The following is a 26,206-nucleotide window of genomic DNA, read 5'->3' on the forward strand; positions in this document are numbered from 1 at the left end:
GCCGGAAAGGACACCATCAGAATAAGCGAGGTGGGATGGTGTTGGATAAGTTGGTGTGATTTTTTTGAGAATTAGTGGTTGCAGTAACATTGTTGGTGGTTCGACAGGCTCACCATGAGGGAGAGAGGTGGGTTGCAGGGAGCCAAGTTCTGCAACCTTTGTGAAGTGCAACATTGGTGATGTGAAATCTCTGCGATTAGCGTTGCATCCACCCAAGTCCCTCATGGTGAGCCTGTCGAACCACGGCGGCATTCACCCCCTCTGTCCTGTCGGACATCTCCCCCACAAGGGGGGAGATCAGCCATCACTACCGCCTTTGCACAATCTGAAACTTTTCCTGTTGTGCAAAAGCGTTCATGTCAATGTGATCTCCCCCCTTGTGGGGGAGATGTCCGACAGGACAGAGGGGGGTGAATACTTGCCAACACTTCCAAGTTGGTGCCGCTACACGCCCAGACCTGCGGTCCGTCATGAACGTTGGCTCAAATCTGCTTTACAAAACTATCCAGCACGCGTTTTTGACCGGCCTTGTCAAAATCGATGGTCAGTTTGTTGCCTTCGATTGACGACACATTGCCGTTGCCGAACTTGATGTGGAAAACCCGGTCGCCGACATCGAAATTCGATGGGGTTTCGCTGACGGATTTGGCCACCAGTTCGCCGTCGATCATGCGGCCCTTGACCGAGCCGCGTCCGGCGCCGTGGCCGGAATCCGTTTCGCCGTAACCGATGCGCTCGACCTTTGAGCCGGAGCGCGAGCCCCAATTGTTGCGCGTGGCATCGGAGCGGTTTTGCTGGGCGCGTTGCCAGCCGGGGGTGGAATAAGTGTTTTCAAACGGGTCGGCTCGGTCAAAACGCGACTGGCCATAACCGCCGCCGGAGCCGTAACCGCCATAGGAATTACCAGTCGCGACAACCTCGACATGCGCTTCCGGCAGTTCTTCGAGAAAACGCGACGGGATTGTCGATTGCCACAGGCCATGAATGCGCCGGTTGGAGACGAACCAGATATGCAGGTTTTTCTTGGCGCGGGTTACGCCGACATAGGCGAGCCGCCGCTCTTCCTCAAGGCCGGAACGCCCGCCCTCATCCAGCGCACGCTGATGCGGGAAAAGACCTTCCTCCCAGCCGGGAAGGAACACGGTTTCAAACTCAAGCCCCTTGGCCGAATGCAGCGTCATGATATTGACGGCATCGAGATTTTCGTTCTGCTCGGCATCCATGACCAGCGCCACATGCTCGAGGAAGGAGCGCAGGGACTCGTACTCCTCCATGGAGCGGATGAGTTCTTTCAGGTTTTCCAGCCGCCCCGGTGCTTCGGCCGAACGATCCGCCTGCCACATGGCCGTATAGCCTGACTCATCGAGAATCATTTCCGCCAATTGCGTGTGCGGCGTAGAATCAATCAGGGATTGCCAGCGGTGGAAATTCTCCACCACTTCGCGCAGGGCGGAGCGGGGTTTGGGTTTCAACTCTTCCGTCTGCACCAGATCGGCAGCGGCATCCAGCATGCCAATATCGCGGGCGCGGGCATAATCATGCACCTGCCGGATCGCTGCTTCACCCAGACCGCGTTTGGGGGTGTTGACGATGCGCTCCAGCGCCAGATCATCAGATCCTTGCGCGACAACGCGGAAATAGGCGAGGGCATCGCGGATTTCGAGCCGTTCATAGAAACGCGGACCGCCAACGACGCGGTAATTCAGGCCAAGGGTAACAAAACGGTCTTCGAACTCGCGCATCTGGAAGGAGGCGCGCACGAGGATCGCCATATTATTGAGCTTGTGACCCTTGCGCTGCGCCTGTTCGATTTCCTCGCCGACGGCGCGGGCTTCCTCTTCGGAATCCCATGCGGCGTGGACATTCACCTTGGCGTCTTCGGGGTTTGCCGCATCGGTAAACAGGGTTTTGCCGAGGCGGCCTTCATTGTGGGAAATCAGGAACGAGGCTGCGCCAAGAATATGTGCCGTCGAGCGGTAATTGCGCTCCAGACGGATCACGACGGCGCCGGGAAAATCCTTTTCGAAGCGCAGGATATTGTCGACTTCGGCACCGCGCCAGCCATAGATCGACTGATCGTCATCGCCAACGCAGCAGACATTCTTTGAGCCCTGTGAAATCAGGCGCAGCCACATATATTGGGCGGTGTTGGTGTCCTGATACTCGTCCACGAGGATATAACGGAATTTTGCGTGATATTCCTTGAGCACATCCGGATAGGCGCGGAACATACGGATGGGATGGCAGAGCAGATCGCCGAAATCGCAGGCGTTGAGGGTTTTCAGGCGGTTCTGATAGGCGGTGTAAAGCTCGCGGCCCTTGCCATTGGCAAAGGCGCGGGCATCGCCTTCAGGGATTTCCGTGGGACCGAGGCCCTTGTTCTTCCAGCCATCAATCATCAGCGCGAACTGTTTGGCGGGCCAGCGCTTGTCATCCAGCCCTTCGGCCTGAATGATCTGTTTGATCAGGCGGATGACATCATCCGTGTCGAGAATGGTAAAATCAGAGCGTAGACCGACCAGTTCCGCATGGCGGCGCAAAAGCTTGACGCCGATCGAGTGGAATGTGCCGAGCCATGGGATGCCTTCCACCGCACCGCCGACGAGAACGCCGATGCGCTCTTTCATCTCGCGCGCCGCCTTGTTGGTGAAGGTCACCGCAAGGATCTGACTGGGATAGGCTTTGCCGAGCGACAGGATATGGGCGATGCGTGAGGTCAGGACCCGCGTCTTGCCCGTGCCTGCACCGGCCAGAACCAGCACGGGACCTTCAGTGGTTTCAACCGCAAGGCGCTGTTCGGGGTTGAGGCCATTGAGGTAAGGCGGCATGCCGCGCGCCTGCATGGCGCGTGCAGCTATGCCCGAGGGCTGGCGAGGCGCATCAGGTTCGTCGAAAAACGGAATATCGTCTGGCAATCCGGACATTTGTCTCCAATGTAGTGATTCGGCACCAAAAAACTAGGTCAATGCGATACAAAGCAAGAACATACAGCATTTACCTGATTGTTTCCCCTGAAACTTGCGATTGAAAAATTCAATCATCGATATTGCACCGGTTTGAATTAAGGCATACGCCTTAGTGATTAAGAGGAATCTGGCAGCCGATGGCCCGTTCGCAGCCTCATGTCAGGACCATTCGATCTTGATTGAGCTTGGAAAGGACCCCTACCATGGCAATCACTCTAACGGCTCTCCTTTTTCTCATTATTGCGGCTGCCCTTGGTGGGGGCGGTGTCTGGCTCGCCGCTCTTGGCGGCAGCTGGTATTACATCATCGCGGCTCTTGCCTTTCTTCTCACCTCCATTCTCTTGTTCCGAAGGCGACCCTCCGCCTTGCTCGTTTATGCGGTGCTGGTAATCGGCACGCTTGGCTGGGCAATCTGGGAAATCGGGTTTGACTGGTGGCAGCTTGCACCGCGCGGCGGTGTGATTATTCTCCTCGCGCTCTGGTTGCTGACCCCATGGGTGCGCGGCAAACTTGTGCGGGCAGGCGGTGAAAGTTCGGCAGCCGGTAGTGCTGCGCTGTTTGTGACGGTTCTGGTAGCGCTTGGTGTTGCCGGTTATTCCATGACGCAGGACCCGCTTGATCTCGCGGGCCAGCTCAGCAAGGAGGCGGTCGTTACAGAGCCGGATCTTGGCGGTGTGCCCAATGATGACTGGCATTATTATGGCCGCAGCCTTTACGGCCAGCGCTATTCGCCGCTGAAGCAGATCACGCCTGATAATGTCGCCAATCTGCAGGTGGCATGGACCTATCAGACCGGCGATGTGCGCCGTTCGACTGATGTGCCTGAGACGACCTATCAGGTCACGCCGCTCAAAGTGCGTGATACGCTTTATATATGCACACCGCACAATTTCGTCATTGCGCTGGATGCGGCAAGCGGCAAGGAAAAATGGCGCTTTGATCCGCAGGTGAAGGACAATAATGACCGGCAGCATCAGACCTGCCGCGGTGTTTCCTATTATGCGGATACGGCGATTGCCGCCGGTCAGCCCTGTGCAGAGCGGGTTTATATGCCAACCGCCGATGCACGGTTGATTGCGCTTGATGCGGCCAATGGCCAGGTTTGTCCGGCTTTTGGCGACAAGGGCACCGTGCATCTTGAAAACGGCATGCCCTATAATCCAGCCGGTTATTACTATTCCACCTCGCCGCCGGTTATTGCCGCGGGCAAGATTATTGTCGGCGGCGCAGTCAATGATAATTACTCCATCCACGAGCAGTCAGGCGTTATTCGCGCCTTCGATATCAACACCGGTGCGCTGGTGTGGAACTGGGATTCCGGTAATCCTGATGTGACGACGCCGCTGCCGGAAGGGCAGAAATATACGGCCAATTCCCCCAATAGCTGGTCAATTTCCAGTGCCGATGAAAAACTCGGACTGCTCTATGTGCCGCTCGGCAACCAGACGCCCGATCAGCTTGGGGCAGGGCGTTCGGCCAATGTGGAGAAATTCTCGTCGTCCATTGTGGCGCTTGATTTGAACAGCGGCCAGCTGCGTTGGGTGCGCCAGACTGTGCATCATGATCTGTGGGACATGGATGTGCCCTCGCAGCCAAGTCTTGTCGATGTGAATACGGCAACCGGCACGGTTCCGGCGCTGGTTGGTCCGACAAAGCAGGGTGATCTTTATGTGCTCGACCGGCGTTCGGGTGAGCCGATCATTCCTGTCGAGGAAGTGCCTGCACCGGGCGGTGCTATCGAGGGCGATCACACATCGCCGACGCAGCCGGTTTCGGGCCTGACCTTCATGCCACAACCCTTGCAGGGCAAGGATATGTGGGGCGTCAGCATGTTCGATCAGCTCGCCTGCCGCATCAACTTCCTCAAGCTGCGTTATGAGGGCCGGTATACGCCGCCGTCACTACAGGGCTCGCTGATCTATCCCGGCAATTTCGGCGTGTTCAACTGGGGCGGCGTTGCCGTTGATCCTGAACGCCAGATCATGTTCGGGATGCCGACCTATCTCGCCTTTACCTCGCGGCTGGTGCCCCGCGCCGACGTGCCAGCGCCCGGTGCTGGCACAAAGGGCAGCGAGCAGGGCCTCAACCGCAATGAAGGCGCGCCCTATGCGGTGGTGATGGGACCGTTTGTCTCGCCGCTTGGTCTGCCCTGCCAGACACCGCCGTGGGGCTACGTGGCGGGTGCAGATTTACGCACAGGCAAGATCGCCTGGAAGCATCGCAACGGCACGGTCTATGATTCCTCGCCGCTGCCACTGCCATTCAAGGTCGGCGTGCCCGGCCTTGGCGGTCCGATCATCACGGCTGGCGGCGTGGCATTCCTCGGCGCTTCTGTTGATAATTACCTGCGCGCCTATGACGTGACCAGCGGTAAGCAGCTATGGGAAGGGCGTCTTCCCGCCGGTGGCCAGTCGACACCAATGTCCTATGCGCTGGCTGATGGGAAGCAGTATGTCGTTATCGTCGCCGGTGGGCATGGCTCGATCAATACCAAGCCGGGCGATTACGTCGTCGCCTATACGCTGCCGAAGTAATAGCCCCGCATGACAAGCCTCCCGGATTGCCGTCCGGGAGGCTTTTTGTTGACTGCTTTCCAAACTGCCCTTATCCATAAAGCAGGCAGATACAGCCAGCCGCTCGCGGGTTCCTAACCCAAGGTGAATGTATCAAAAGAAGCTTCGTTTCATCCTTGTCTGGTGAACGGGTCGGCAATGCGGGCACTGACTTTCCTCGTTCACATGACGATAGGGATAGACGATGCGTACTTTTCACGACGCCAAGGCGATGGCCAAATCGCTGCGACAGGCACTGGCTGCCAAAAATATCGATATTTCGCACAGTGATGGTCTGGAACTGGTTGCGGCCGGGTTCGGTCTCGATAACTGGAACGTGCTTGCAGCAAAAATTGCGGCAGAAGAACCTGCCGGGAAGGATGCTGTATCCTTCGGGCCTGCCAATCCGATCCTGCGGATTTTCGATGTGGACAAGGCAAGAGAGTTTTATCTGGATTTTCTTGGCTTTACGCTGGATTGGGAACACCGGTTTGGTGACGATTTCCCGCTTTATTGCCAGGTCTCACGCTCCGGCTTGACGCTGCATCTGAGCGAGCATTCCGGTGACGCAAGCCCCGGTGCGCGGGTTTTTGTGCGGATGAAGGGTATTGAAGCCTTTCATAAGGAACTCCACGCCAAGAACTATCGCTTCATGAAACCCGGTCTTGAAGATGCTCCATGGGGCCGCGAGTTGCATGTGACCGATCCGTTCAGCAATCGCATTTCATTTTGTGAGGATAAATAGAGTGCCTTGTGTTGGCAGTGCTGGAGTGATCCGGTGCTGCCAGCATTCATCTGCATGAAAGTTGCTGGGTATCATGAAAGATGCTGGGCATCCCTCCCTCCGTCATCCTCGGGCTTGACCCGAGGACCCACGGCAAACAAGCAAAATCGGTACCGATACATTGCAATATTACTGACCTCAACGATGGGTCCTCGGGTCAAGCCCGAGGATGACGGAGGGAGGGATGCTAAGATGACGGAGAGAGCGATGCTAGATGACAGCGAGGTAGGTGCTTTACGATGACAGCGAGATAGGTGATTTTGGAATCACAGAGAGATGGATGTTTAAGGACGGTGGCGAGATAGGTGTTTTAGGTTGCCAGAAGGAAGCGTTCGTTTTTTCAGCGCCTTGGCAGTTTCAGCGGAGCGCCTGATTTGATGATGCGGATGGCGAAGTTGGAGCGGATGTCCGAAATACCGGGCATCACCAGCAATTTTTCCGTCAGGAAACGCTCATAGGCGCTCAAATCCTCCACCACCACTTCGGCCAGAAAATCGGCGGTTCCTGATATCAGAAAGGCTCCGGTCACTTCAGGTAAGGCGATCAGCGCGGCCTGCTGGGCATCGGAGTTCTCCTTGCTGTGCTGTCCGACCTTGATTTCGACAAACACAGTGAGGCCAAGCCCGACCTCCTTGCGATCAATATCGGCGCGGTAGCCACGGATCACTCCTGATTTTTCCAGATTGCGGATACGGCGCAGGCAGGGTGAGGGCGACAGGTTCACCTTCTCCGCAATTTCCACATTGGTTGCCCGTGCGTCATCCTGCAGTGCTTCAAGAATGCCGATATCGAATTTATCCAGATTTGGCATAAATCACCTTTCAGTTCGATAAAACTTTGCGAATATTGCTGAAATGGTAGTTGTGGTGGCATCAACTTGCAAGGACATGCTCGTGCCATTGGCGGTAATCTCCTTTCAACAGAAGTCATCAGGACTGATTTTGAAAGGATATTCCGATGGTTGCTCTCGTTCAGGACTACAAGAAGTCCACATCATCAGGCGCAGGTTATGCCGGGGCGCTGGTGACGGTTCTCATCTGGGCCACATGGATTATCGCCACGCGCCACAGTACAGGCACACAGCTGGGTACCATTGATCTTGGCCTGATCCGGTATGGTGTTCCCGCGCTGGTTCTGTCGCCGGTCTGGCTGCGCACTGGTCTTATTCCACGCAATGTACCGCTGATCCTTCTGGTGATTATGGTGGGCGGCGCCGGTGCCCTGTTTTTCCAGTTCACCACCTTTGCCATTCATTCCACTCCGGCATCCGCCGTCGGCGTGCTGCTTGGCGGATCAATGCCGCTGGCTGCTGCGCTGATCGGAGTGGTTCTGTTTGGCGAGCGGCCCGATCTGTTCCGCAGTCTCGGCCTTGCCGCGATTATCGGCGGTCTTGCCATCCTCTTGGTGCGCGCCGTTGCAGGCCATGAAATCACATGGATCAGCTTTGTCTTCCTGCCGCTGGGGGCCTTGCTGTGGGCTGGATACACCCATGCATTCCGCCGCTCGGGCCTGACCGCGCTGGAAGGCGGCGCGCTCATCGCCGTGTGGTCCTTCATCATCCATATTGGCCTTGCCTTGGTCTTCGGAACAACGATCATGACGGTGCCGCTCGGCGAGATTGGTTTGCAGTTTTTGAGCCAGGGTATTCTGTCGGGGCTCGCCGCCATGCTCGCCTATGGGATCGCCGTGCGTGCCCTCGGTGGCAGTCAGGCGGCGGCTTTCAGCGCGCTTACTCCTGTCCTTGCAACGTTTGGTGGTGCCATCTTCCTTGACGAGCCGGTCGGTGTCTGGGAAATTAGCGCAGCAGTGATGACTGGACTCGGCGTTGCGCTCTCCACCGGTGTCCTTTCCCATCGTCTCAAGGGATGATGGGAAACGGCAGGGGTTCGACGGCCCGGCAGCCCTCTTCGATGGAAAGAACCATAATGGACAAGCCGAAGACCCCGAAGATCAATCAGGCCATGGTCGATGCCTATGATGAATATACGCATCTGACCCTTGACCGGCGGGCGTTCATGGACAAGCTCGCCAAGCTGGCGGGCTCCGGCGCAGCTGCGGCTGTCATCGCACCGATGCTGGCGGCAAACTCCGCACAGGCCGCCATTGTTGCCACCGATGATGCAAGGCTTTTCACCAAGGATGTGATCTATTCGGGCTCGTCAGGCGATATGAAGGGATACCGCGCGCGTCTGGCAGACGTGACAGGTAAACTGCCTGCGGTCATCATCATCCACGAGAATCGTGGTCTCAATGGTCATATTCGCGACGTCGCCCGGCGCATGGCGCTGGAAGGCTTTACGGTGCTGGCACCGGATTTTCTGTCATCGGCCGGTGGTACGCCCGCTGATGAAGACAAGGCGCGGGACCTGATTGCCAGTCTTGATGCGAATAAGACGATTGCCGAGGGGGTGGCGACCATCGACTATCTCAGGGCGGAAAAATACACAAATGGCAAGGTCGGCGTGATGGGCTTTTGCTGGGGTGGCGGACTGGTCAATGATCTAGCGGTGAATTCGCCGGAGCTTGGCGCCGGTGTTGCCTATTATGGCCGCCAGCCGAAAGCCGAGGATGTGGCGAAGATCAAAGCACCATTGCTGTTGCACTATGCGGGACTGGATACGCGGATCAATGCGGGCATTGACGGCTACAGGAAGGCCCTTGAGGACAATGGCAAGACCTTCGATATCGAGGTTTATGAAGGTGTGAACCATGCGTTCAACAATGACACATCCACCGCACGCTATAGCAAGGAAGCCTCTGACCTTGCCTGGAGCCGGACGGTTGCATTCTTCAAGAAGTATCTGAGCTGATCCACTGGTGTGAAACCAATCGCTTGCCAGACCGTTCCAGTCATTGCTACTGACAGGGCCGAAACGGGGATTGCCTTCATGCGCTATATAACTGCCATTCTGGTCTTTATCGCACTGTCGCTTGGCGGCGGACAGATGGCGTTTGCGCAGGAAGCGGTTTTCCCGGAAGGATCAAGCGTCGGGCTGGTTGTTCCCAAGAACATGCAGGCATCATCCACATTCAGCGGCTTCGAAGACATCAAGACGGGTGCGTCAATCGTCCTGACCGAACTGCCGGCTGAAGCCTATGCTCAGATATCTGGCAAGTTTAACGCGGAAGGCCTGGCTCCGACCGGCATCGTGGTCACCGACGCGGTTCGGGACTGGATCGTCAAGGGCGCGTCCGCTGCCAAGTTTGTTCACGGCAGCCAGATCGCATCGGGTATCAAGTATCGCAAATGGATCGTGCTGACGCAGGGGCCAACGACCACAGCAATGATCACCATGCAGGTTCCTGACGGCGCTGCGGGTGGTCCTTCCGATGCGGATGTGGAAGATACGTTGCGTTCAATTGCCGTGCGCACGCCGCCAACACTGGAAGAGCAGGTGGCCGCTCTGCCATTCAAAGTGGGTCAACTGGAGGGGTTTCGCCCGATCCGCGCCATTGCCGGGGCAACCTATCTTCTGACTGATGGTCCGCAGGATATTCCCGCCAATTCCTCGCAGCCGGTGGTGATCATTGCCTCTAATCTTGGTACCGCGCCCGAGGCGGATCAACGCATGGATTTTGCCAAGCAGGCCTTTGCGTCGTTGACCGGCATCAAGGACGTTCGCTCCAACAATGAAACGAGTTCTGAAGCGGATGGGGGAGAATGGGTTCAGATCGACGGAAGCGCCACTGATGCTGCCAGCGGCGATGCACTTTATGTCGCGCAGATCGCCCGGTTCGAGACTGCCCGCTATGTTCGCGCCATCCTGATCGTGCGCGACAGCGAGAAGGATAAATATGCAGAACGTTTCCGCAGGCTGGCCAAGTCGCTGACGATCAACTAAAATTAGGCATGGATAAAACCTATCGACTCACCAAGGACGAGATACGGCCATTGGTCCGCAATTACGGCGGCTGTATCGCAACTGATACGATAACAATCGACGGATATCCCGTGCGCTTCATGTACCGTGAGGATCCGGATAATGAGCTTGATAGCGGCTGGCGTTTTCTCTCTGGTTTCGAGAGTGATGACTACATGGGTGATCCTGAGAACAGCGGGATATTCGACGTCAACACCATCGCCAATTATGATCCCAGCATTATTCCGCTGCTCGACTCGCCCATTGGCAGCGTTTTTGAACGCACCGGCGAGCAGGAGCGGTTCGTCCGGGTGACCGATTGGGAACCGAGTGATGATGATGAGGATGATTAGGGGTTGTATGAATGTAGTTCGTGGTTCGACAAGCTCACCGTGAGGGAGAGGGGTGATGAAAGGGAGCCAAGTTCTGCAATGTTTGTGATGCACTCTTTGCGCTTAGCGTTGCATCACCCCTCTCCCTCACGGTGAGCTTGTCGAACCACGGGCCGCGGACCATGCACCGGCGGTGCTGACATCACCGATCATATCATTTAACTCAAACCCAGCCCTGACCCTTGCGGTTCTGTCACACAGAGTTACAACTGGACAAGTCGCGTGCACTGACTGAAAATGCGCGCAATTTGAACGAATCCTCGATTGGAATTCTGGAGACTGGAATGGCATTGGCTGATGCAGGAGCAATGGTGCGCAACGAAAATGGTATTGCGACCGTTGTTTCAATTCTCAAGAAAAGATTTGGCGATAGCGCGCAGACGGGAAAATCCATCCGCGAACAGCATGCTCACACTACAAGCTATGTTCCGAACCAGGCTCCCGATCTGGTTGTTTTTGTTGAGAATGTTGAGGATATCCAGGAGATCGTGCGTCTGTGCGGCGAGTGGCATGTGCCGATTATTCCTTTCGGCACCGGCACGTCGCTGGAAGGCCATGTGAACGCGCCTGCGGGCGGGGTTTCCATCGACATGTCGCGCATGAACCGCATCCTCAAGGTCTATAGTGAAGACCTCAATGTCGTCGTGGAGCCGGGGGTTACGCGCAAGGAACTCAACGAATATCTGCGCGATACGGGTCTGTTTTTCCCGATTGATCCCGGCGCAAATGCCAGCCTTGGCGGGATGGCGGCAACCCGCGCCTCGGGCACCAATGCAGTGCGCTATGGCACCATGCGCGAAAATGTTCTGGCACTCAAAGCCGTCATGCCCGATGGCCGGCTGATCAGCACAGCCAAACGGGTGAAAAAGACATCGGCGGGCTATGATCTGACACGTCTGCTGGTTGGTTCTGAAGGCACGCTTGGCATCATCACGGAACTGACGCTGAAACTCTACGGCATACCGCAGGCGATCTCCGGTGGCATCTGCACGTTTCCTGATCTGGAAAGTGCCTGCAACACGGTTATCGAAACCATCCAGATGGGTATTCCCGTCGCGCGCATCGAACTGGTCAACACCTTGCAGATGCAGGCAATGGTCAATTATGCGAAGCTTGATTACCCCATCGCACCCTGTCTCTTCCTTGAATTTCATGGCAGCGATGCGGGTGTGGCGGAACAGGCGGAACTGTTTGGCGAGATTGCTGCGGCCAATGGCGGCGGCGCATTCAAATGGACTGCCAATCTGGAAGAGCGCGAAAAGCTGTGGTCGGCGCGGCACAATTCCTATTTTGCCTGCATGGCGCTTGCACCCGGAAAGCAATCGCTTGCCACGGATGTCTGTGTGCCAATTTCGCGGCTGGCCGAATGTATTGTTGAAACGGAAAAAGACATTGCAGCAACCGGTTTGGTCGCGCCGATTGTCGGGCACGCGGGCGATGGCAATTTCCACGTACAGATCCTGTTTGACGACAAGAACCCGGACGAAATCCGTGAAGTGGAAGCCTTTGTCGAACGCCTCATTCTGCGCTCTATTGCCATGGATGGAACCTGCACGGGCGAGCATGGCATCGGGCAGGGGAAAATAAAATTCCTGCGGCTGGAGCTTGGCGGCGCGGTTGATGTGATGGAATCCATCAAGCGGGCTATCGATCCGGGCAATATCATGAATCCCGGCAAGATCTTACGTCTGTAACTTTGCGTTTTGAATCCGCATGTTCGCCCAATTTGTGAACGATGCGGCGTATAGGGTGTTCGGAACGTAGGAATGGAGTGAAACACTGGCACGCCTTTTTGTTTTCATCGGCGGATTACTGGTACTGGTGCTGACTGCGGCACTGGTGGTGCCGTATTTTGTCGATTGGGCGGGCTATCGTTCTTCGTTTGAGCGGGAAGCTTCGGCGCTTCTGGGGCGGCCGGTCACGGTTGCCGGGTCTGCCAGTGCGCGCCTTCTGCCATTTCCTTCGGTGACATTTTCCGATGTGAAAGTGGGTGATCCCGGATCGGAACCTGTCATGACCATCGACAAGTTTTCGATGGATGCGGAGCTTGCGCCATTCCTGCGCGGTGAAATCCTCATCTTCGACATGCGGCTGGAAAAGCCGACCGCCAAGGTGAATATCGACAAGAATGGTGTGATCGACTGGGCCATCCGCCCGCAGACCTCAATTGGCTCTGCGCAGGTGAAACTGGAAAACATGAAGATCACCGATGGATCGGTGGTGGTGCGCGATGCTTCCACGGCGACGGTGCGCACGGTTGATGATCTCGATGCAACGCTTTCCGCGACCAAGTTGAGCGGTCCCTGGAAGTTTGACGGCACCCTGCTTTTCAATGGCGAGAAAACGGCTGTTTCAGCCTCGACAGGCGAAGTGAAAGCCGATGGCTCGCTGAATGTACATGCACGGGTCACGCCTGATGGTATGCCCGCGGTGCTTGAAACTGATGGCGGCATCACCCTCGACAAGGGGGCGCTGAAATATGCCGGCAATATCAATATCCGCTCTGTTGATGAAACCGCGCCCAAGATGGGAAGTGCGGGCAAGGCGGAAAATGCGAACAAGAATATAGCGGTTGCTGAGAAGCCGCTACTATCAAGCGTGCGGGTGACCGGGCGCTTTGAGGCCGACCATGCGCGGATATCCATTCCTGACTTCCGTATGGAGCAGGGGACCGCTGATGATCCTTACATCGTCAATGGCAATGCGCTTTTTGACTATGGCAAGAACCCACGCTTTGAAATCAGGGCTGACGGCCAGCAGGTCACATTCAGCGATCAGAATGAAGATTCGAAGGGCAGCCAACCGAAACCGCACACGGCGGCGCAGCGGCTCGGAGTGTTCCGCCGCCTGATGGATCAGCTCCCGATACCGACCGTTCCGGGTACGATTGATCTGAAGCTGCCTGCGATTGTGGCTGGAGATACGACAATCCGTTCAGTGACGATCGATGCGGAACCGTCAGGTGGCGAGTGGAAAATCAACCAGCTTCGGGCGGAATTGCCCGGGCGGACCCAATTTGAAGCCAATGGCATGTTGCAGATTGGCGAGAATTTCGGTTTTGACGGTAAACTCCTCGTGGCCTCACGTCAGCCCTCTGGTCTCGCTGCATGGCTGACGGATACTGTTGACGAGTCGATCAGGCGCCTTCAGGGGGCGGGTTTTTCCGGTGACGTGAAGCTGCATGATGATTTGCAGCGCATTGACAATCTTGAGGTAGCGCTTGGCGGCGCGTCGCTAAAGGGTTCGCTGATCCGCAGTGCCAAAGGCGAATCCGTGCCGCTGACCCAGTTGACACTGGAGGGCGGCGCGCTGGATGGCGACGCGCTGGAAGCCTTTGCCGCAATCTTTGGCCGGAATGCACCATCGGAGGCGGGCAAGGGATCGCCGCAACTGGCGGGCGAAGACCTCGATGTGCGGTTGAAAGCCGGTCCGGTCAGCCATGGCGGGTTGGTGGCTGAAAGCCTTGATACGGGTTTTCGCCTGCGCGATGGGGTTTTCGATATTGACCGTTTGACGGTCGGCGATCTTTCCGGGGCAACGATTACCGCGACGGGCAGGATGGAGCCGTTCAAGGATGAACCGACGGGTTCGCTGGATGCCACCATTCTTGCAGATGACCTTGCTCCATTTGTTTCAGCACTGGCGAAGCGATTTCCCGACTTTCCTTTTGTCACAGCCTTGAATGAACATGCCGCGAGATTTCCCGGACTATTCGAGGAAACGCAATTGAGCATCCTCGCCAATGCTCTCCATGGCAAAAATGCAGCGGATGAATTTTCCCTCAGTGCCTCGGGAAAAACCGGTGGCATGAATGTAACCTTATCAGGCACAACCAGTCAGGGCGCCGACAAGCTCCGGGCGCTTGAGCTGACCATGAATGCACGCACGGACCATGGCGAGAACCTGATGGCCCTGATGGGGCTTCCGGCGCTGCCGCTTGGCTTGGCTGGTGAGCTTGAGGCTGATCTTGCGCTCAAGGGCAATGGCAAGGATGGCATTCAGACCCAGCTTTCCCTTAAAGCGCCGGATGGCCAGGCACTGCTCGATGGCAGTTTGCGCAGCACCGGCGGCCTGTTGAACGGCGAAGGACGCGCATCGATCAAAGCCAGCGACATAGAGCCCTATCTGGCAACCGCTGGTTATTCTCTGCCGGGCTTCGGCAGCGGTATGCCGGTGGATATGGCCAGCAGCTTTCAGCTTGCCAAGGGCAGGCTGGTGCTGCCCGATCTTAACGGTAAAGTGAATGATACCAAGATGGCGGGCCGGCTTGATCTTGGAACAGAGAACAATATTCCCGATGTTCAGGGTAATCTGACTTTCAGCAAGCTTGATCTGTCCTCGGTGGCGCAGTTCATGCTCGGCACCAGCACGCTTGATGCGAGCGGGCAAAAATCATGGCCCAAGGAAGTCTTTGCCAAAGCGCCATTGTTTCCCGTTGGTTTCAATCTGAAAATCAAGGCTGACGAGGCCGACGCAGGACTTCTGGGGCCTGTGACCAAGCTGCAATCAACCGCCTCGCTGAAGGATGGCTATTTGCGGCTTGATGACACGCAAGGGGATGTGCTCGGCGGCAACTTCAAAGGCATGTTTGAACTGCGCAATACGGGCGGCAATGGTCTGGCCACCGGCCAGTTCACGCTGGAGCAGGCGACCCTTGATGATCTCTATACGCCCGATGATCATGAACCCTTGATGGGTGCGGCCAAGATTGTCGCATCGGTCAATGCGACCGGAACATCCATTGCGGATATGATGGCGTCTGTTGCAGGTTCCGGCGTTGTGTCCGTCGACGATCTGGCTGTTGACGCCATCAATCCCGGTGCGCTCAAGCCCATTTTGAACGATGCCGACAATCTGCCGGGGGCGATTACATCAGATGCGGTCAGTGCCGTCATTGGCAAATATCTGCATGCGGGGCCGTTCAATGCCGGAGCGGCGGAGTTCGCCTTTACCATTGCGGGCGGCATGGCGCGAACCTCGACATTTCAGCTGAAAAGCGAAGGCGCGACACTCAATGCGGATCTGCGCCTCAATCTGCCTGATATGACAATGGCTTCGCAGGGACGCTTTTCCTTTGATCCGGGCAAGCTGGTTGTTGCCGGGGCCGAACCGGTTGTAGAATTCACCGGGGAAGGGCCATGGCGCGCGCCGAAATGGACACTCAACCGTCAGCCGCTGGAACAGTTCCTGACGCAGCGCACGCTGGAACGTGAGCAGCAGCGGGTTGAAACCATGCAGGCGTCGCTGGTGGAAAAGCAGCGCCTGCGGCGCGAGGCGCTGTTTTATCAGAGCAAGGCGACGGAACGGCAGAAACTGGCTGAAGAAGCGAAGCTGAAAGCGGAGCAGGAAGCCGCAGCCAAGGTGGAGGCTGAACGGCAGGCGGCGGATAAGGCTGCTGCGGAGAAAGCCGCAGCGGAAAAAGCAGCGGCGGAGAAGGCAGCTGAAGAGGCCGCGCGCAAAGCCCGCGAGCAGCAGGCTCCCGCCAATGGCGGTGCACAAGCCGAACCACCGCAGGGAACCGGCTCCATCAACAAGCAGTCAGTCGATGATTTTCTCAAAACACTTGGGCCGACTGTTCAGTAATATCCTTGGGTGATGTGGTGACTGCGGTTGATGGTGCATGGGTGCGTGGTTCGACAAGCTCACCATGAGGGAGAGGGATGTTGAAAGGGAGCTAAATTCTGCACCCCTTGTGATCTGCAAGCTTTATGATCAGCAATTTTTTTGATCTGCAATCTCTGCGATTAGCGTTGCATCCACACTCTCCCTCATGGTGAGCTTGTCGAACCACGAACCACGAACCACAAACAACACACCCAATCTGTCGGCCAGCTCGTTTAAGCTGCAGGAGGCACCACCTTATCCTCCCCCTATGTGGGGAGGGTCGATGCGTAGCAGCGGGGTGGGGGCAATAACCCTCAATGACAGTTGAATAGGTTGCCACCTCGCTCCCCCACCCCGGACCTGCGGTCCGACCCTCCCCATATAGGGGGAGGGTAAGGGGTGCCTGTCACGAATGGCGGCCTCTGTATCTTGGAACAGGATCAACGAGTCAAAACGGCAACTTATGAGGTGGGCTTCATCCCGTTCATCACCCAATCCAGCGCGTAGATGCGGAGCGCAGAGGAGAGGTTGGAATTACGGTCGCGGCCCTCGTCAATGTCGGCAATCAGACCTGCGACCGTCATGTCCCGGCTTGCGGCGATGGATGTGATGATGTCGTAGAATGGGTCTTCAAGGGAAAAGCTGGTGCGGTGACCGCGGATGGTCACGGAGCGTTTGCGCACGAGGCTCAAGGCTTATCCTTGTCGGCGTCAATGGAAGGCGGCTGGCTCTCAAGCCGGTTGCTGTCGAGAAACAGTTCACTCTTGCGGTTGGCGCTCTRTTCGAACTGCTTTTCGGTTTTGGTGCGGCCAAAAACAATCCGGTTCTCGGCCGCAGTCTGCTCTTTTGCGTCCTTCGCCTTGCGCTTTTTGAATTGCCGCAGATTGACGATGTCGGCCATATCAGCGGCTACTTTTTCTTCCGGAAGGAATCCAGCGAAACAACGGAGGCTGATGTCTTTTCGCCGCCTTCCTCGCGCGCCGCATCGGTTTTCTCACCGCCAGCTTTCACAGGCTTCTTGGCCGATTTGGCTGCTGGCTTGGGCTTGGAACCTGAAGAGGCAGTTTTGGGCTTTTCGGCTGTTGGCACCGGCGCGATGCTGGTAATGCCCTGATCGTTGTCGCCAACGGTTTCTTCCACCTCGACATCGAACTCCAGCTCGAAATTGACGGAGGGGTCATAGAAGCCGCGAATAGCCGAGAAAGGAACCACAAGACGCTCGGGCACATCACCAAAGGACAGGCCAACTTCGAAAAGCGTGTCAGTCACCTGCAGGTCCCAGAACTGGTGCTGCAGCACGATAGTCATCTGCTCGGGATATTTTTCGTGCAGACGTGTGGATATGCGCACGCCCGACGCACCGGTCAGGAACGTGACGAAAAAATGATGGTTGCCAGGAAGACCAGCCTTGGCGACTTCTCCAAGGACTTTGCGGATAACGCCGCGTAGCGCTTCCTGGGCCAGTATATCGTAGCGGATCATATCTTGTGGCATGCACTCTTATCCCATGGATTCGCCCCTCTCTGTCAAGCAGAGAAGACAAACGTATTTGAGCCATTATGGCGCATGGATAAAGGAATTGCGACTGGTTGTAAGCGCCTGATGTAAATAATGCTTGTCCCTCACATCTTGGGAGGTTGTGTGAGCCTCCTCACTGATGCTGTGAACGAGACAAAGTTGCTGCCATTTCCCTGAGTTTGAGGGAGCGTTTCAGCCAACGGCTTTGACGGGAGGTTGCGTAGCAGTCGCATTTGTCGCGGGTGCCGAATAAGCCCTGAGGAAGGTGCGCACCGCATTGCGCGCTGCCGTTTCCAGCTGTTCATCGGTCGGCGATTCGCCAAACAGCGTGAGTATTTGCAGATCAGCGTTGACCAAGGCGAGAAACTGCCGGGCGGCCAGATCAAAATCCTCCATCTGCAACGCACCGCCATAGGAGAGGCGGGCAAACAGCGCGGCGAGGGCGGTGCCGATCTTGCCGGGGCCATGCTTGCGCCAGCCCTCGAACAGTTGCGGATAGCGTTCGCCCTCGGACTGCACGAGCTTGCGCAGGAATTTGCCGTCCTGATTGCACAGGCAATTCTTCGTCAATCGAACCGCGAAAGCGCTCAAATCATCCTCAAGACTATCCGGCTTGTCGGGAAATGTCGCCAGAATGGAATAGAGACTGGAGTTGGTGCGGTTCATCACATCTTCCACCACAGCGGTAAAGAGTGTTTCCTTTTCGCGGTAGTGGTTATATATAGTCTGGCGCGAAACGCACGCTTCCACAGCGATTTCGTCAATACTCGCTCCGGCAAAGCCTTCACGGCAAAATACCTCCGCCGCCGCATCCAATATCGATAGTCGTTTTGAACATTGACCGCGTTGAGTATGGCCAAGAATAGGGCCGGTCGCCTTGTGCGCTGCTTCTTTTGGATTTCTCATGAACCAAAGATAAGGCGCATTGACGTTTTAGACAATAGTGTCTAATTTGACACTTGTGTCTAAAAATATTGACACACTGTTTTGTGATGTGACGAGCGTCCTCCCAAGCGCGCCGCCGCTTCGCAGGTAAGAATTCTGAACCTCTCCTGAGAGCAATGCAGCGCAGAAGCTGAAGAGTGTCACGCTGCCGTTTTCTGAAAGAAAAACACCATGACGACCTCATTCTTTCGTACGGCCCTCATTCTGGGGCTCCTGTCGGCCATCGGGCCATTTGCGATCGACATGTATCTTCCGGCGCTGCCATCAATCGGCAAGGACCTGAGCGCGGAAAACAATGTCGTGCAGATGAGCCTTCTTGCCTTCTTTATCTCATTTGCCATCTTCCAGCTGATCTACGGACCGCTTTCCGATATGTGGGGCCGTAAGGCACCGCTTTATATGGGTATCGGCCTGTTTGCCGTGGCCAGTGTTGGCTGCGCGCTTTCCAAGGACATTGAAACGCTGATCGCCTTCCGCTTCCTGCAGGGGATTGGCGGTGCCGCAGGCATGGTTATTCCGCGCGCTATCGTTCGCGATATGCATACGGGTGTGCAGGCTGCGCGTCTGATGTCATTGCTGATGCTGGTATTCAGCATCTCGCCGATTCTGGCGCCGCTGACAGGCAGTGCTGTCATCAGCTTTTACGGCTGGCGCGGCGTATTCTGGGCGGTGACGATTGCGGCTTTCATTGGCCTGATCCTGCTGTCGACGCAGCTAAAGGAGACCCGGCCACAGGCAGCACGCGTCGAAAGTGGCCTTGGCAGTGCCATGGCGGCTTATCGTCTGCTGCTTGGCGACCGTAACTTCCTGACGCTCACCTTCATCGGTGGTCTGGGTATTTCAAGCTTCCTCGTCTATCTCGCCAATTCGCCTTTCGTGCTGATTGACCATTATGGCCTGACGCCAACGCAATACAGCATCGCCTTCTCGATCAATGCGGTTTCGTTCTTCACGGTATCGCAGTTGACGGGCTGGCTGGGTGATCGCTTTGGTCTGGTACGGGTTATGCGCATGGCGCTGACAGCCTTCTCGTTCACCATGGCTGCAATGGTTGTGGTTATGGCGCTTGGCTTCAATCAGCTGCCTGTATTGGCGACGTTCCTCTTCATCGGCTACGGCTTCCTCGGGTTGGTCATCCCAACGACCGCGGTACTGGCGCTTGAAGATCATGGCGAGATTGCCGGTACAGCATCAGCCCTGATGGGAACGCTGCACTTCGTGACAGCAGCCGTTGCCATGGTCATTGCGGGCCTGTTCTTCGACGGTACAGCATTGCCGATGGCGGCGGGCATAGGCCTATGCGCCGTGGCTGCCTTCATCCTCACACAGGTAACCATTGCGCGCCGCCGCGTGGTTGAAGTGGAAGCCGCGGCTGAATAATCGGCCCCTAGCATTGATAAGACAAAGGCCCGGAATGAACAGTTCCGGGCCTTTTGCTTTCAGAGACCACCAAGGCGGGCAAGGATGAAATCGGCGCGTTCGGCAACGGAGCACTTGGGAACCTCGACAAGATTATAACCACTTTGCGCATAGGCGTTTGCCAGCGCGCTGTATGTCAATTCTGCTTCTTCCAGTGTCTGCTTGCGTTCGGCATCCTGTTCGAAAATCTCCGGCCATGGCGGCAGGATGAACACGCTGGGGTTGTAACGAAACAGTTTTGCCGCCTGTCTTGCGTGCTCGGGGACTGGAAGTCCAATGAGGTCAAAATAACCAAGAACATCCGGCACGCCGCGATCAAAGAACACGATTCCTTCCTGTTCAGCGGCTTCTCCATAGGATCGCAGTTCCCATGAAAGCATTAGTTCGGCAAACAGCGCCTTGTTCTGCCAGGGCAGGGCTGGTCCGTTGATGGCCTGATAATTCTGGATAATCGCGCGGCCCGCTTCCGGCGCGGTGGCATAGCCACGTTCTTTCAGGGCGCAGATGAGGGTTGTCTTGCCCGCTCCCGGTCCGCCGGTAAGGATCACGTAGCGGTCATTGCTCTTATGCATGGATAGACTCCTGACGGCGCAGTGCAGCCCTGCCGCCATGCGCGAATGTTGATGAAATGGAAAAGAATGCGCAAAGCCTGAGGATGGCTTGCAGCGCTGGAGATGTTCAGAAGGGGGAAAGTGGAGGTTTCTGTTGCCAGGTACCTCCGAACCCCGCCTAGAAGTGCGAACCCCTAGGACTTAATTTGAAGCGATCACACCGCAATTAAGCAGCGAGACGTGCTTCCGCATAGTTGTCGTTTGCAACTACTGAGTTAGCCCGATAACGGTGGTACAATGCCGAGCAAAAGATCGATCTTTACACCCTTGTCGATCCTATTTCGCCCCCGCCACAATGCAGTCTTTCAACTGCACTCTGGTGGAGGCGCCGGGTACCGCCCCCGGGTCCAATGGGCTTATTACATCGTCCGTTTATCACTATAGCTGGCCGAGACCAGCAGGACCTATATAGGTCGTGTCGCGACGAAATGAAAGAGTGGCATTGACAGGTTCCTGTTGGTGGGGAATGTTTCTTCTTGTCTAATGAGACATCGCCTCATGCATCTGCCGGTTGTGCGATGTCTTTCGTGTCAGGGAGCGTTACAGTGCTTGGGCGCTGAACCTAACAATCAGGGGATTTATCCATGAGTGACTATCTAAAAGATGTACGCATTTATGATGCCGGTGCCGATGAAGCCACGGTAGCCAAAATCGTCAAACATCTCGGAATTGCTCTGCGCAACAAGGATTCTTCGCTCGTTTCCTGCTCGGACCCGGAAGAATTGGGCCGTGTTCGCACCAGTTGGGTTGGCAAGAAGCTTGGCGTTACCGATGCTGCCAAGGCCGATGCTGCCATTCACGCCGTCTGCGAAAAGATGAAAGCCGACCGTTCCAAGGGCCGCGTCACCTTCTATTATCTGACGGCAAAAGAACTCGGACTGCTCGGCAGCCTCTGATTGTCCTCACGGATAAAATACAATCCCCGGTGATTCGCCGGGGATTTTGATAGCTGTGCTTGTGGATCACATAGAAGTTTTACTATTTCACAGAGCGAATCTGCTAAAGAGAAGCCATGCGCGCTTATCTTGATCTTTTACAGCATGTGCTCGATACGGGCATTGATCGTGGTGACCGGACCGGTACCGGCACGCGGTCCGTTTTCGGCTACCAGATGCGATTCGACCTGTCTGCCGGTTTTCCCGTGCTGACAACGAAGAAGCTGCATCTGAAATCCATCATCCATGAACTCCTCTGGTTCCTGAACGGCGAAACCAATATCGCCTATCTGAAGGAAAACGGTGTAACGATCTGGGATGAATGGGCTGACGAGAACGGCGACCTCGGGCCCGTCTATGGTTATCAATGGCGCTCGTGGCCTGCGCCCGATGGCCGCCATATCGACCAAATCGCGAATCTTGTCAGTGCGATAAAGCAGAATCCTTATTCGCGACGTCTGATCGTTTCGGCGTGGAATCCGGCGCTTGTCGACGAGATGGCGCTGCCGCCCTGCCATTGCCTGTTCCAGTTCTACGTGGCCGACGGAAAGCTCTCCTGCCAGATGTATCAGCGCTCTGCGGATATTTTCCTCGGCGTGCCCTTCAATATCGCATCCTATGCCTTGCTGACCATGATGGTGGCGCAGGCTACCGGATTGAAGCCGGGCGATTTCGTTCACACGCTGGGCGACGCCCATCTTTATGCCAACCATTTCGAGCAGGCAAAGCTGCAATTAAGCCGTACCCCCGGTCATTTGCCAACTATGCGTATCAATCCTGACGTGAAAGATCTCTTCGCCTTCAAGTTCGAAGATTTCAATCTAGAGAACTACGTCTCAGAACCGAGCATCAAGGCACCCATCGCCGTATAGGCAATTGTCTGGAGGACATCGTGCTGAAACGCTTGTGTTTAACTGCTCTGCTTGCTTCGCTTACTTACCCTTCCATGTCATGGGCAAATGACTCGACCGCCTCGCTGGCAACCGGCGGTCTGGTCTTTTTGCGCAATCAGGACATTTGGATGAGACAGGAAGACCTGTTTATCTCTCAAAAACAGGTCCGGGTCGATTACGTCTTCAGCAACAGCGCCAAGGAAGATGTCGAAAGCGTGGTCGCATTTCCTATGCCTGACATGCGGCTTGACACCCAGTCCATGGTATCAATACCGGACCCGCAGTCGGACAATTTCTTTGATTTTAGTGTCACAGCAGACGGACAACCCATCAAGCCGCAATTGCAGCAAAGGGCGGTTGCTGGTGGTCTCGACGTTACGGATATTTTGACCGGGAAGGGGATAGCCGTATCGCCCTTTGACAGCAAAGTGATAGCGGCGATCAACGCCCTTGATGACAACACGAAGAATGACTGGATGAGCCGGGGGCTGCTTGTCGACAGTGGCGAACTTGTCGACGGCAAGTTGAGCTATGCCCCGGCATGGATATTGAAGGCGACCTTCTGGTGGTCGATGAAGTTTCCGGCGGGCAAGGAGATACGGGTCTCGCATCGCTATACGCCGAGCGTCGGCGGTTTTGTTGCTATCCGGTTTGATCCTCTGGCCAAAACCCCGTCAGCGGAAGATGCGGCGCATGCGCGAAAATATTGCCGCGACAAGGATTTTGATCAGACTGTTGCCAAAGTCTTGCAGAAATATGCGGTGAACAGCTATCCGTTTCGTGAAAGCTGGATTTCCTACGTCTTGACCACAGGTGCCAATTGGGCGGGGCCCATTCAGAATTTCAAACTGACAGTTGATAAGGGTGATCCTGATAATTTGATCAGTTTCTGTGGCACCGGGATCAAAAAGACGGGACCAACCACGTTCGAAATGACCGCCAAGGACTTTTTACCCGAAGAAGATCTCAACATTCTGGTTCTCGAAAGGAACAAGGTCCCATGATCAGTTTTGTCGTGGCCGTCGCACAGAACGGTGTTATTGGCCGTGACAATGGTCTGCCCTGGCGCTTGTCCTCTGACCTGAAGCGTTTCAAGGCTGTTACGATGGGCAAACCCATCGTAATGGGTCGCAAGACATGGGACACTCTTGGCAAGCCATTGCCGGGACGCACCAATATCGTCATTACCCGCGATCCGGCCTTTGCCGTGGAGGGCGTTATCGCGGTCCGTTCGGTTGACGAGGCGCTGATGATTGCCGGAAGCCACGCGGCGGCTGACAAGGTTGACGAAATCTGTGTGATCGGCGGCGGTGAGATTTATCGCCAGCTGCTTGACCGGGCAGACCGGCTTCACATCACATGGGTTCTGGCGAATATTGAAGGAGATGCTTTCTTCCCCCCGATTGATCCCAAGATCTGGAACGAAGTTTCTCAGGAAGAATTTCCCGCAGGCGAAAAAGACAATTATCCGACACGCTACGCAATTTACGAACGGCGCTGAAAATGGCACTCCGTATAGGTCTTGATATGAAAATGTCGTGATAAGGGGGCATAATCATTCATCTTTTTACCAAATAAGCATGAAAAACCGCGCCGCGCGTTGAAAGCGGGCCTCGCGATCCCTATAAACGGGAAGTCGGGTTAGAGGGACGTTGCCATGGGGTGGCGAATCTCGTCCAAAATATGAGGTAGGAATGCCCTGGAGTAATCAGAATGGTGGCGGCGGCCCTTGGGGTGGCGGCGGTAACAATAACGGCGGTGGTGGAGGTCCATGGGGCCAAAAACCACAAGGTGGAGGCCCCGGTGGCAATCCACCCGACCTTGAAGATATTATCCGCCGTGGTCAGGACCGTCTGCGCCAGGCACTTCCCGGTGGTACTGGCAGCAGCTCGACGATTTTCGGACTTGTTGCGCTTGCGCTCGTTGCTTTTTGGCTTTTTCAGTCGATCTATACGGTCCAGCCGGATGAACGCGCTGTAGAGCTGCGTTTCGGTAAGCCGAAGGCAGATATTGCCGAGCCGGGTCTGCATTTCCATCTGTGGCCAATCGAATCCTATGAAAAGGTACAGATCGTCGAGAAGCAGAAGAACATTGGCGGGCAGGGTGTATCCGGCGCCAGAGAAGGTCTGATGCTGACGGGTGACCAGAACATCGTGAATGTTCAGTTCTCCATTCTTTACCGCGTTTCCGACCCGGTTGCTTACCTGTTCCATGTGCAAAATCCTGAGAATATGGTGCAGCAGGTCTCCGAAAGCGCGATGCGCGAAATCGTTGGCCGCAGCCCGGCACAGGACATTTTCCGCGATAATCGTGCTGGCATAGCCAATGACGTGCGCGGCATCATCCAGAAGACACTGGATGATTACGGTTCCGGAATAGCTGTCAACGCCGTCTCGATCGAAGATGCTTCGCCACCGCGTGAAGTTGCCGATGCCTTCGATGAAGTGCAGCGTGCCGAGCAGGATGAAGACCGTTTCGTTGAAGAGTCGAACCAGTATTCCAACCAGAAGCTGGGTCAGGCTCGCGGTGAAGGCGCGCAGATCCGCGAAGATGCTGCCGCTTACAAGAACCGGATCGTGCAGGAAGCACAGGGTGAGGCGCAGCGCTTTACATCTGTTTACGACCAGTACGTCAAGGCGCCGGAAGTGACCCGCAAGCGTCTCTACCTCGAAACAATGGAGCGTGTGCTGAAGGACTCGAACAAGGTGATTGTCGACCAGAAAGATGGTCAGGGAATTGTGCCCTATCTGCCCTTGTCAGAGATCACCAAGCAGCAGCGCCAGACCGAGGGGACAAAGTAATGAACCAGAACCGTTTACCTCTTATTGCGGGTCTGATCGCATTCGTCGCCCTGCTGGTTTATTCGTCGGTTTTTGTCGTCAATGAACGTCAGCAGGCCATTGTCCTGCGCTTTGGTCAGATCGTTGATGTGAAAACGCAACCGGGCATCTATTTCAAACTGCCTTTCGGTTTTCTTGAAGCCGACAATGTCCAGATGGTCGAAGATCGTCTCCTGAGCTTTGAACTCGACAATATTCGTGTTCAGGTTTCGGGCGGCAAGTTCTATGAAGTCGATGCTTTCCTCGTCTATCGCATTACCGATCCACGCAAGTTCCGCCAGACGGTGTCGGGTGACGTGGATTTTGCGCAGGCTCGCTTGAAGACACGTCTCGATGCGTCCTTGCGTAGCGTTTATGGTCTGCGTGGATTTGAAGCTGCGCTTTCTGATGAACGTGCGGGCATGATGCGTGAAGTGCGCGAGCAACTGCGTCCCGATGCGGAATCGCTTGGTCTTGAGATTGCCGATGTGCGTGTTCGCCGGACTGATCTGACACAGGAAGTCTCGCAGCAGACCTATGAGCGCATGAAAGCTGAACGTCTCGCGCAGGCCGAGTTCCTGCGCGCCCGTGGCCGTGAAGCTGCACAGCGCATCAAGGCGATTGCCGATCGTCAGGTGGTCGAGATCGTTGCGGAAGCCCGCAAGGAATCGGAAATCGCCCGAGGTGAAGGTGAAGGCGAGCGCAGCCGTATCTTCGCTGATGTCTTCTCCAAGGACCCGAGCTTCTTCGCCTTCTATCGTTCGATGGCGGCTTATGGTGCGGCGCTGGATAATACGGGAACAACGATGGTGCTTTCGCCCAATTCCGAGTTCTTCCGTTATTTCCAGGATGCCAATGGCACTCTACCACCGGCACCGCCTGCTCTTCCAAAACCTGCCCCATAATCG

The 26,206-nt window shown here is 55.9% G+C and carries 22 protein-coding genes and 1 other RNA gene; 15 read left to right on the plus strand and 8 right to left on the minus strand.

Annotation, left to right across the window (positions count from 1 at the left end):
- Positions 1-482: 482 nt before the first annotated feature.
- Positions 483-2,924, minus strand: coding sequence for an ATP-dependent helicase (locus AB4Y96_RS10220; protein ID WP_441917117.1), 2,442 nt, complete (start codon positions 2,922-2,924; stop codon positions 483-485).
- A gap of 245 nt (positions 2,925-3,169) precedes the next feature.
- Between AB4Y96_RS10220 and AB4Y96_RS10225 the strand changes: the two genes are divergently transcribed.
- Complete coding sequence (locus AB4Y96_RS10225) at positions 3,170-5,500, plus strand: glucose/quinate/shikimate family membrane-bound PQQ-dependent dehydrogenase (protein ID WP_441917119.1); 2,331 nt, start codon at positions 3,170-3,172, stop codon at positions 5,498-5,500.
- A 223-nt stretch (positions 5,501-5,723) separates the two neighbouring features.
- Positions 5,724-6,263 (plus strand): glyoxalase superfamily protein, encoded by a 540-nt coding sequence (locus AB4Y96_RS10230; protein WP_441917121.1) that lies wholly within the window; start codon positions 5,724-5,726, stop codon positions 6,261-6,263.
- Positions 6,264-6,642: 379 nt separating this feature from the next.
- On the opposite strand, the gene AB4Y96_RS10235 is transcribed toward AB4Y96_RS10230, so the two are convergent.
- Positions 6,643-7,113: an Lrp/AsnC family transcriptional regulator gene (locus AB4Y96_RS10235; protein WP_441917122.1), complete on the minus strand. Its 471-nt coding sequence runs from the start codon at positions 7,111-7,113 to the stop codon at positions 6,643-6,645.
- 146 nt (positions 7,114-7,259) lie between these two features.
- Between AB4Y96_RS10235 and AB4Y96_RS10240 the strand changes: the two genes are divergently transcribed.
- The 6 genes from AB4Y96_RS10240 (at position 7,260) to AB4Y96_RS10265 (ending at position 16,137) form a co-directional block, all read left to right on the plus strand.
- Positions 7,260-8,171 carry a DMT family transporter gene (locus AB4Y96_RS10240; RefSeq protein ID WP_441917124.1) on the plus strand — a complete coding sequence of 304 codons (912 nt, stop codon included), beginning with the start codon at positions 7,260-7,262 and terminating at the stop codon, positions 8,169-8,171.
- A 56-nt stretch (positions 8,172-8,227) separates the two neighbouring features.
- Entirely contained in the window at positions 8,228-9,112 is an 885-nt protein-coding gene (locus AB4Y96_RS10245; protein WP_441917126.1) for a dienelactone hydrolase family protein, read from the plus strand.
- A gap of 78 nt (positions 9,113-9,190) precedes the next feature.
- Complete coding sequence (locus tag AB4Y96_RS10250) at positions 9,191-10,144, plus strand: hypothetical protein (protein ID WP_441917128.1); 954 nt, start codon at positions 9,191-9,193, stop codon at positions 10,142-10,144.
- 8 nt (positions 10,145-10,152) lie between these two features.
- On the plus strand, positions 10,153-10,515 hold the full coding sequence (locus AB4Y96_RS10255) for a DUF2185 domain-containing protein (RefSeq protein ID WP_112530501.1): 363 nt from the start codon (positions 10,153-10,155) through the stop codon (positions 10,513-10,515).
- Between the two features lie 323 nt (positions 10,516-10,838).
- On the plus strand, positions 10,839-12,248 hold the full coding sequence (locus AB4Y96_RS10260) for an FAD-binding oxidoreductase (RefSeq protein ID WP_441917129.1): 1,410 nt from the start codon (positions 10,839-10,841) through the stop codon (positions 12,246-12,248).
- 85 nt (positions 12,249-12,333) lie between these two features.
- Positions 12,334-16,137, plus strand: coding sequence for an AsmA family protein (locus tag AB4Y96_RS10265; protein ID WP_441917198.1), 3,804 nt, complete (start codon positions 12,334-12,336; stop codon positions 16,135-16,137).
- A gap of 482 nt (positions 16,138-16,619) precedes the next feature.
- On the opposite strand, the gene AB4Y96_RS10270 is transcribed toward AB4Y96_RS10265, so the two are convergent.
- The 4 genes from AB4Y96_RS10270 to AB4Y96_RS10285 form a co-directional block, all read right to left on the minus strand.
- Positions 16,620-16,850 (minus strand): ribbon-helix-helix domain-containing protein, encoded by a 231-nt coding sequence (locus AB4Y96_RS10270; RefSeq protein WP_441917131.1) that lies wholly within the window; start codon positions 16,848-16,850, stop codon positions 16,620-16,622.
- A complete protein-coding gene (locus AB4Y96_RS10275) occupies positions 16,847-17,059 on the minus strand; it encodes a DUF4169 family protein (RefSeq protein ID WP_441917133.1) in 213 nt (70 codons plus the stop codon). Before AB4Y96_RS10275 ends, AB4Y96_RS10270 begins: the two co-directional genes overlap by 4 nt.
- An 8-nt stretch (positions 17,060-17,067) precedes the next feature.
- Positions 17,068-17,652 carry an SspB family protein gene (locus tag AB4Y96_RS10280; protein WP_091877805.1) on the minus strand — a complete coding sequence of 195 codons (585 nt, stop codon included), beginning with the start codon at positions 17,650-17,652 and terminating at the stop codon, positions 17,068-17,070.
- A gap of 216 nt (positions 17,653-17,868) precedes the next feature.
- Positions 17,869-18,582, minus strand: a complete 714-nt coding sequence (locus AB4Y96_RS10285) for a TetR/AcrR family transcriptional regulator C-terminal domain-containing protein (protein WP_441917135.1) — start codon at positions 18,580-18,582, stop codon at positions 17,869-17,871.
- 210 nt (positions 18,583-18,792) lie between these two features.
- Here AB4Y96_RS10285 and AB4Y96_RS10290 point away from each other — a divergent pair, with 210 nt between their 5' ends.
- Entirely contained in the window at positions 18,793-20,001 is a 1,209-nt protein-coding gene (locus AB4Y96_RS10290; RefSeq protein ID WP_112527560.1) for a multidrug effflux MFS transporter, read from the plus strand.
- Between the two features lie 59 nt (positions 20,002-20,060).
- Here AB4Y96_RS10290 and AB4Y96_RS10295 read toward each other — a convergent pair whose 3' ends face one another.
- Both AB4Y96_RS10295 and ssrA read right to left on the minus strand, forming a co-directional pair.
- Entirely contained in the window at positions 20,061-20,612 is a 552-nt protein-coding gene (locus AB4Y96_RS10295) for an AAA family ATPase (RefSeq protein ID WP_441917137.1), read from the minus strand.
- Between the two features lie 119 nt (positions 20,613-20,731).
- Positions 20,732-21,089, minus strand: a transfer-messenger RNA (tmRNA) gene (ssrA, locus tag AB4Y96_RS10300).
- 146 nt (positions 21,090-21,235) lie between these two features.
- On the opposite strand from ssrA, the gene AB4Y96_RS10305 reads away from it, so the two are divergent.
- The 6 genes from AB4Y96_RS10305 (at position 21,236) to hflC (ending at position 26,203) form a co-directional block, all read left to right on the plus strand.
- Positions 21,236-21,547, plus strand: a complete 312-nt coding sequence (locus AB4Y96_RS10305) for a DUF2853 family protein (protein ID WP_091877801.1) — start codon at positions 21,236-21,238, stop codon at positions 21,545-21,547.
- 116 nt (positions 21,548-21,663) lie between these two features.
- On the plus strand, positions 21,664-22,458 hold the full coding sequence (locus AB4Y96_RS10310; RefSeq protein WP_441917139.1) for a thymidylate synthase: 795 nt from the start codon (positions 21,664-21,666) through the stop codon (positions 22,456-22,458).
- A 20-nt stretch (positions 22,459-22,478) separates the two neighbouring features.
- The gene (locus tag AB4Y96_RS10315; protein WP_441917141.1) at positions 22,479-23,483 is read left to right on the plus strand and encodes a DUF4424 domain-containing protein; all 1,005 of its coding nucleotides are present in this window, start codon (positions 22,479-22,481) and stop codon (positions 23,481-23,483) included.
- A complete protein-coding gene (locus AB4Y96_RS10320; protein ID WP_091877799.1) occupies positions 23,480-23,980 on the plus strand; it encodes a dihydrofolate reductase in 501 nt (166 codons plus the stop codon). Before AB4Y96_RS10315 ends, AB4Y96_RS10320 begins: the two co-directional genes overlap by 4 nt.
- A 193-nt stretch (positions 23,981-24,173) precedes the next feature.
- On the plus strand, positions 24,174-25,280 hold the full coding sequence (gene hflK, locus AB4Y96_RS10325) for an FtsH protease activity modulator HflK (RefSeq protein WP_091877798.1): 1,107 nt from the start codon (positions 24,174-24,176) through the stop codon (positions 25,278-25,280).
- Positions 25,280-26,203 (plus strand): protease modulator HflC, encoded by a 924-nt coding sequence (hflC, locus tag AB4Y96_RS10330; protein WP_441917143.1) that lies wholly within the window; start codon positions 25,280-25,282, stop codon positions 26,201-26,203. Before hflK ends, hflC begins: the two co-directional genes overlap by 1 nt.
- Positions 26,204-26,206 lie beyond the last annotated feature (3 nt).

Source organism: Phyllobacterium sp. TAF24 (assembly GCF_052113785.1).
GTDB lineage: Bacteria > Pseudomonadota > Alphaproteobacteria > Rhizobiales > Rhizobiaceae > Phyllobacterium.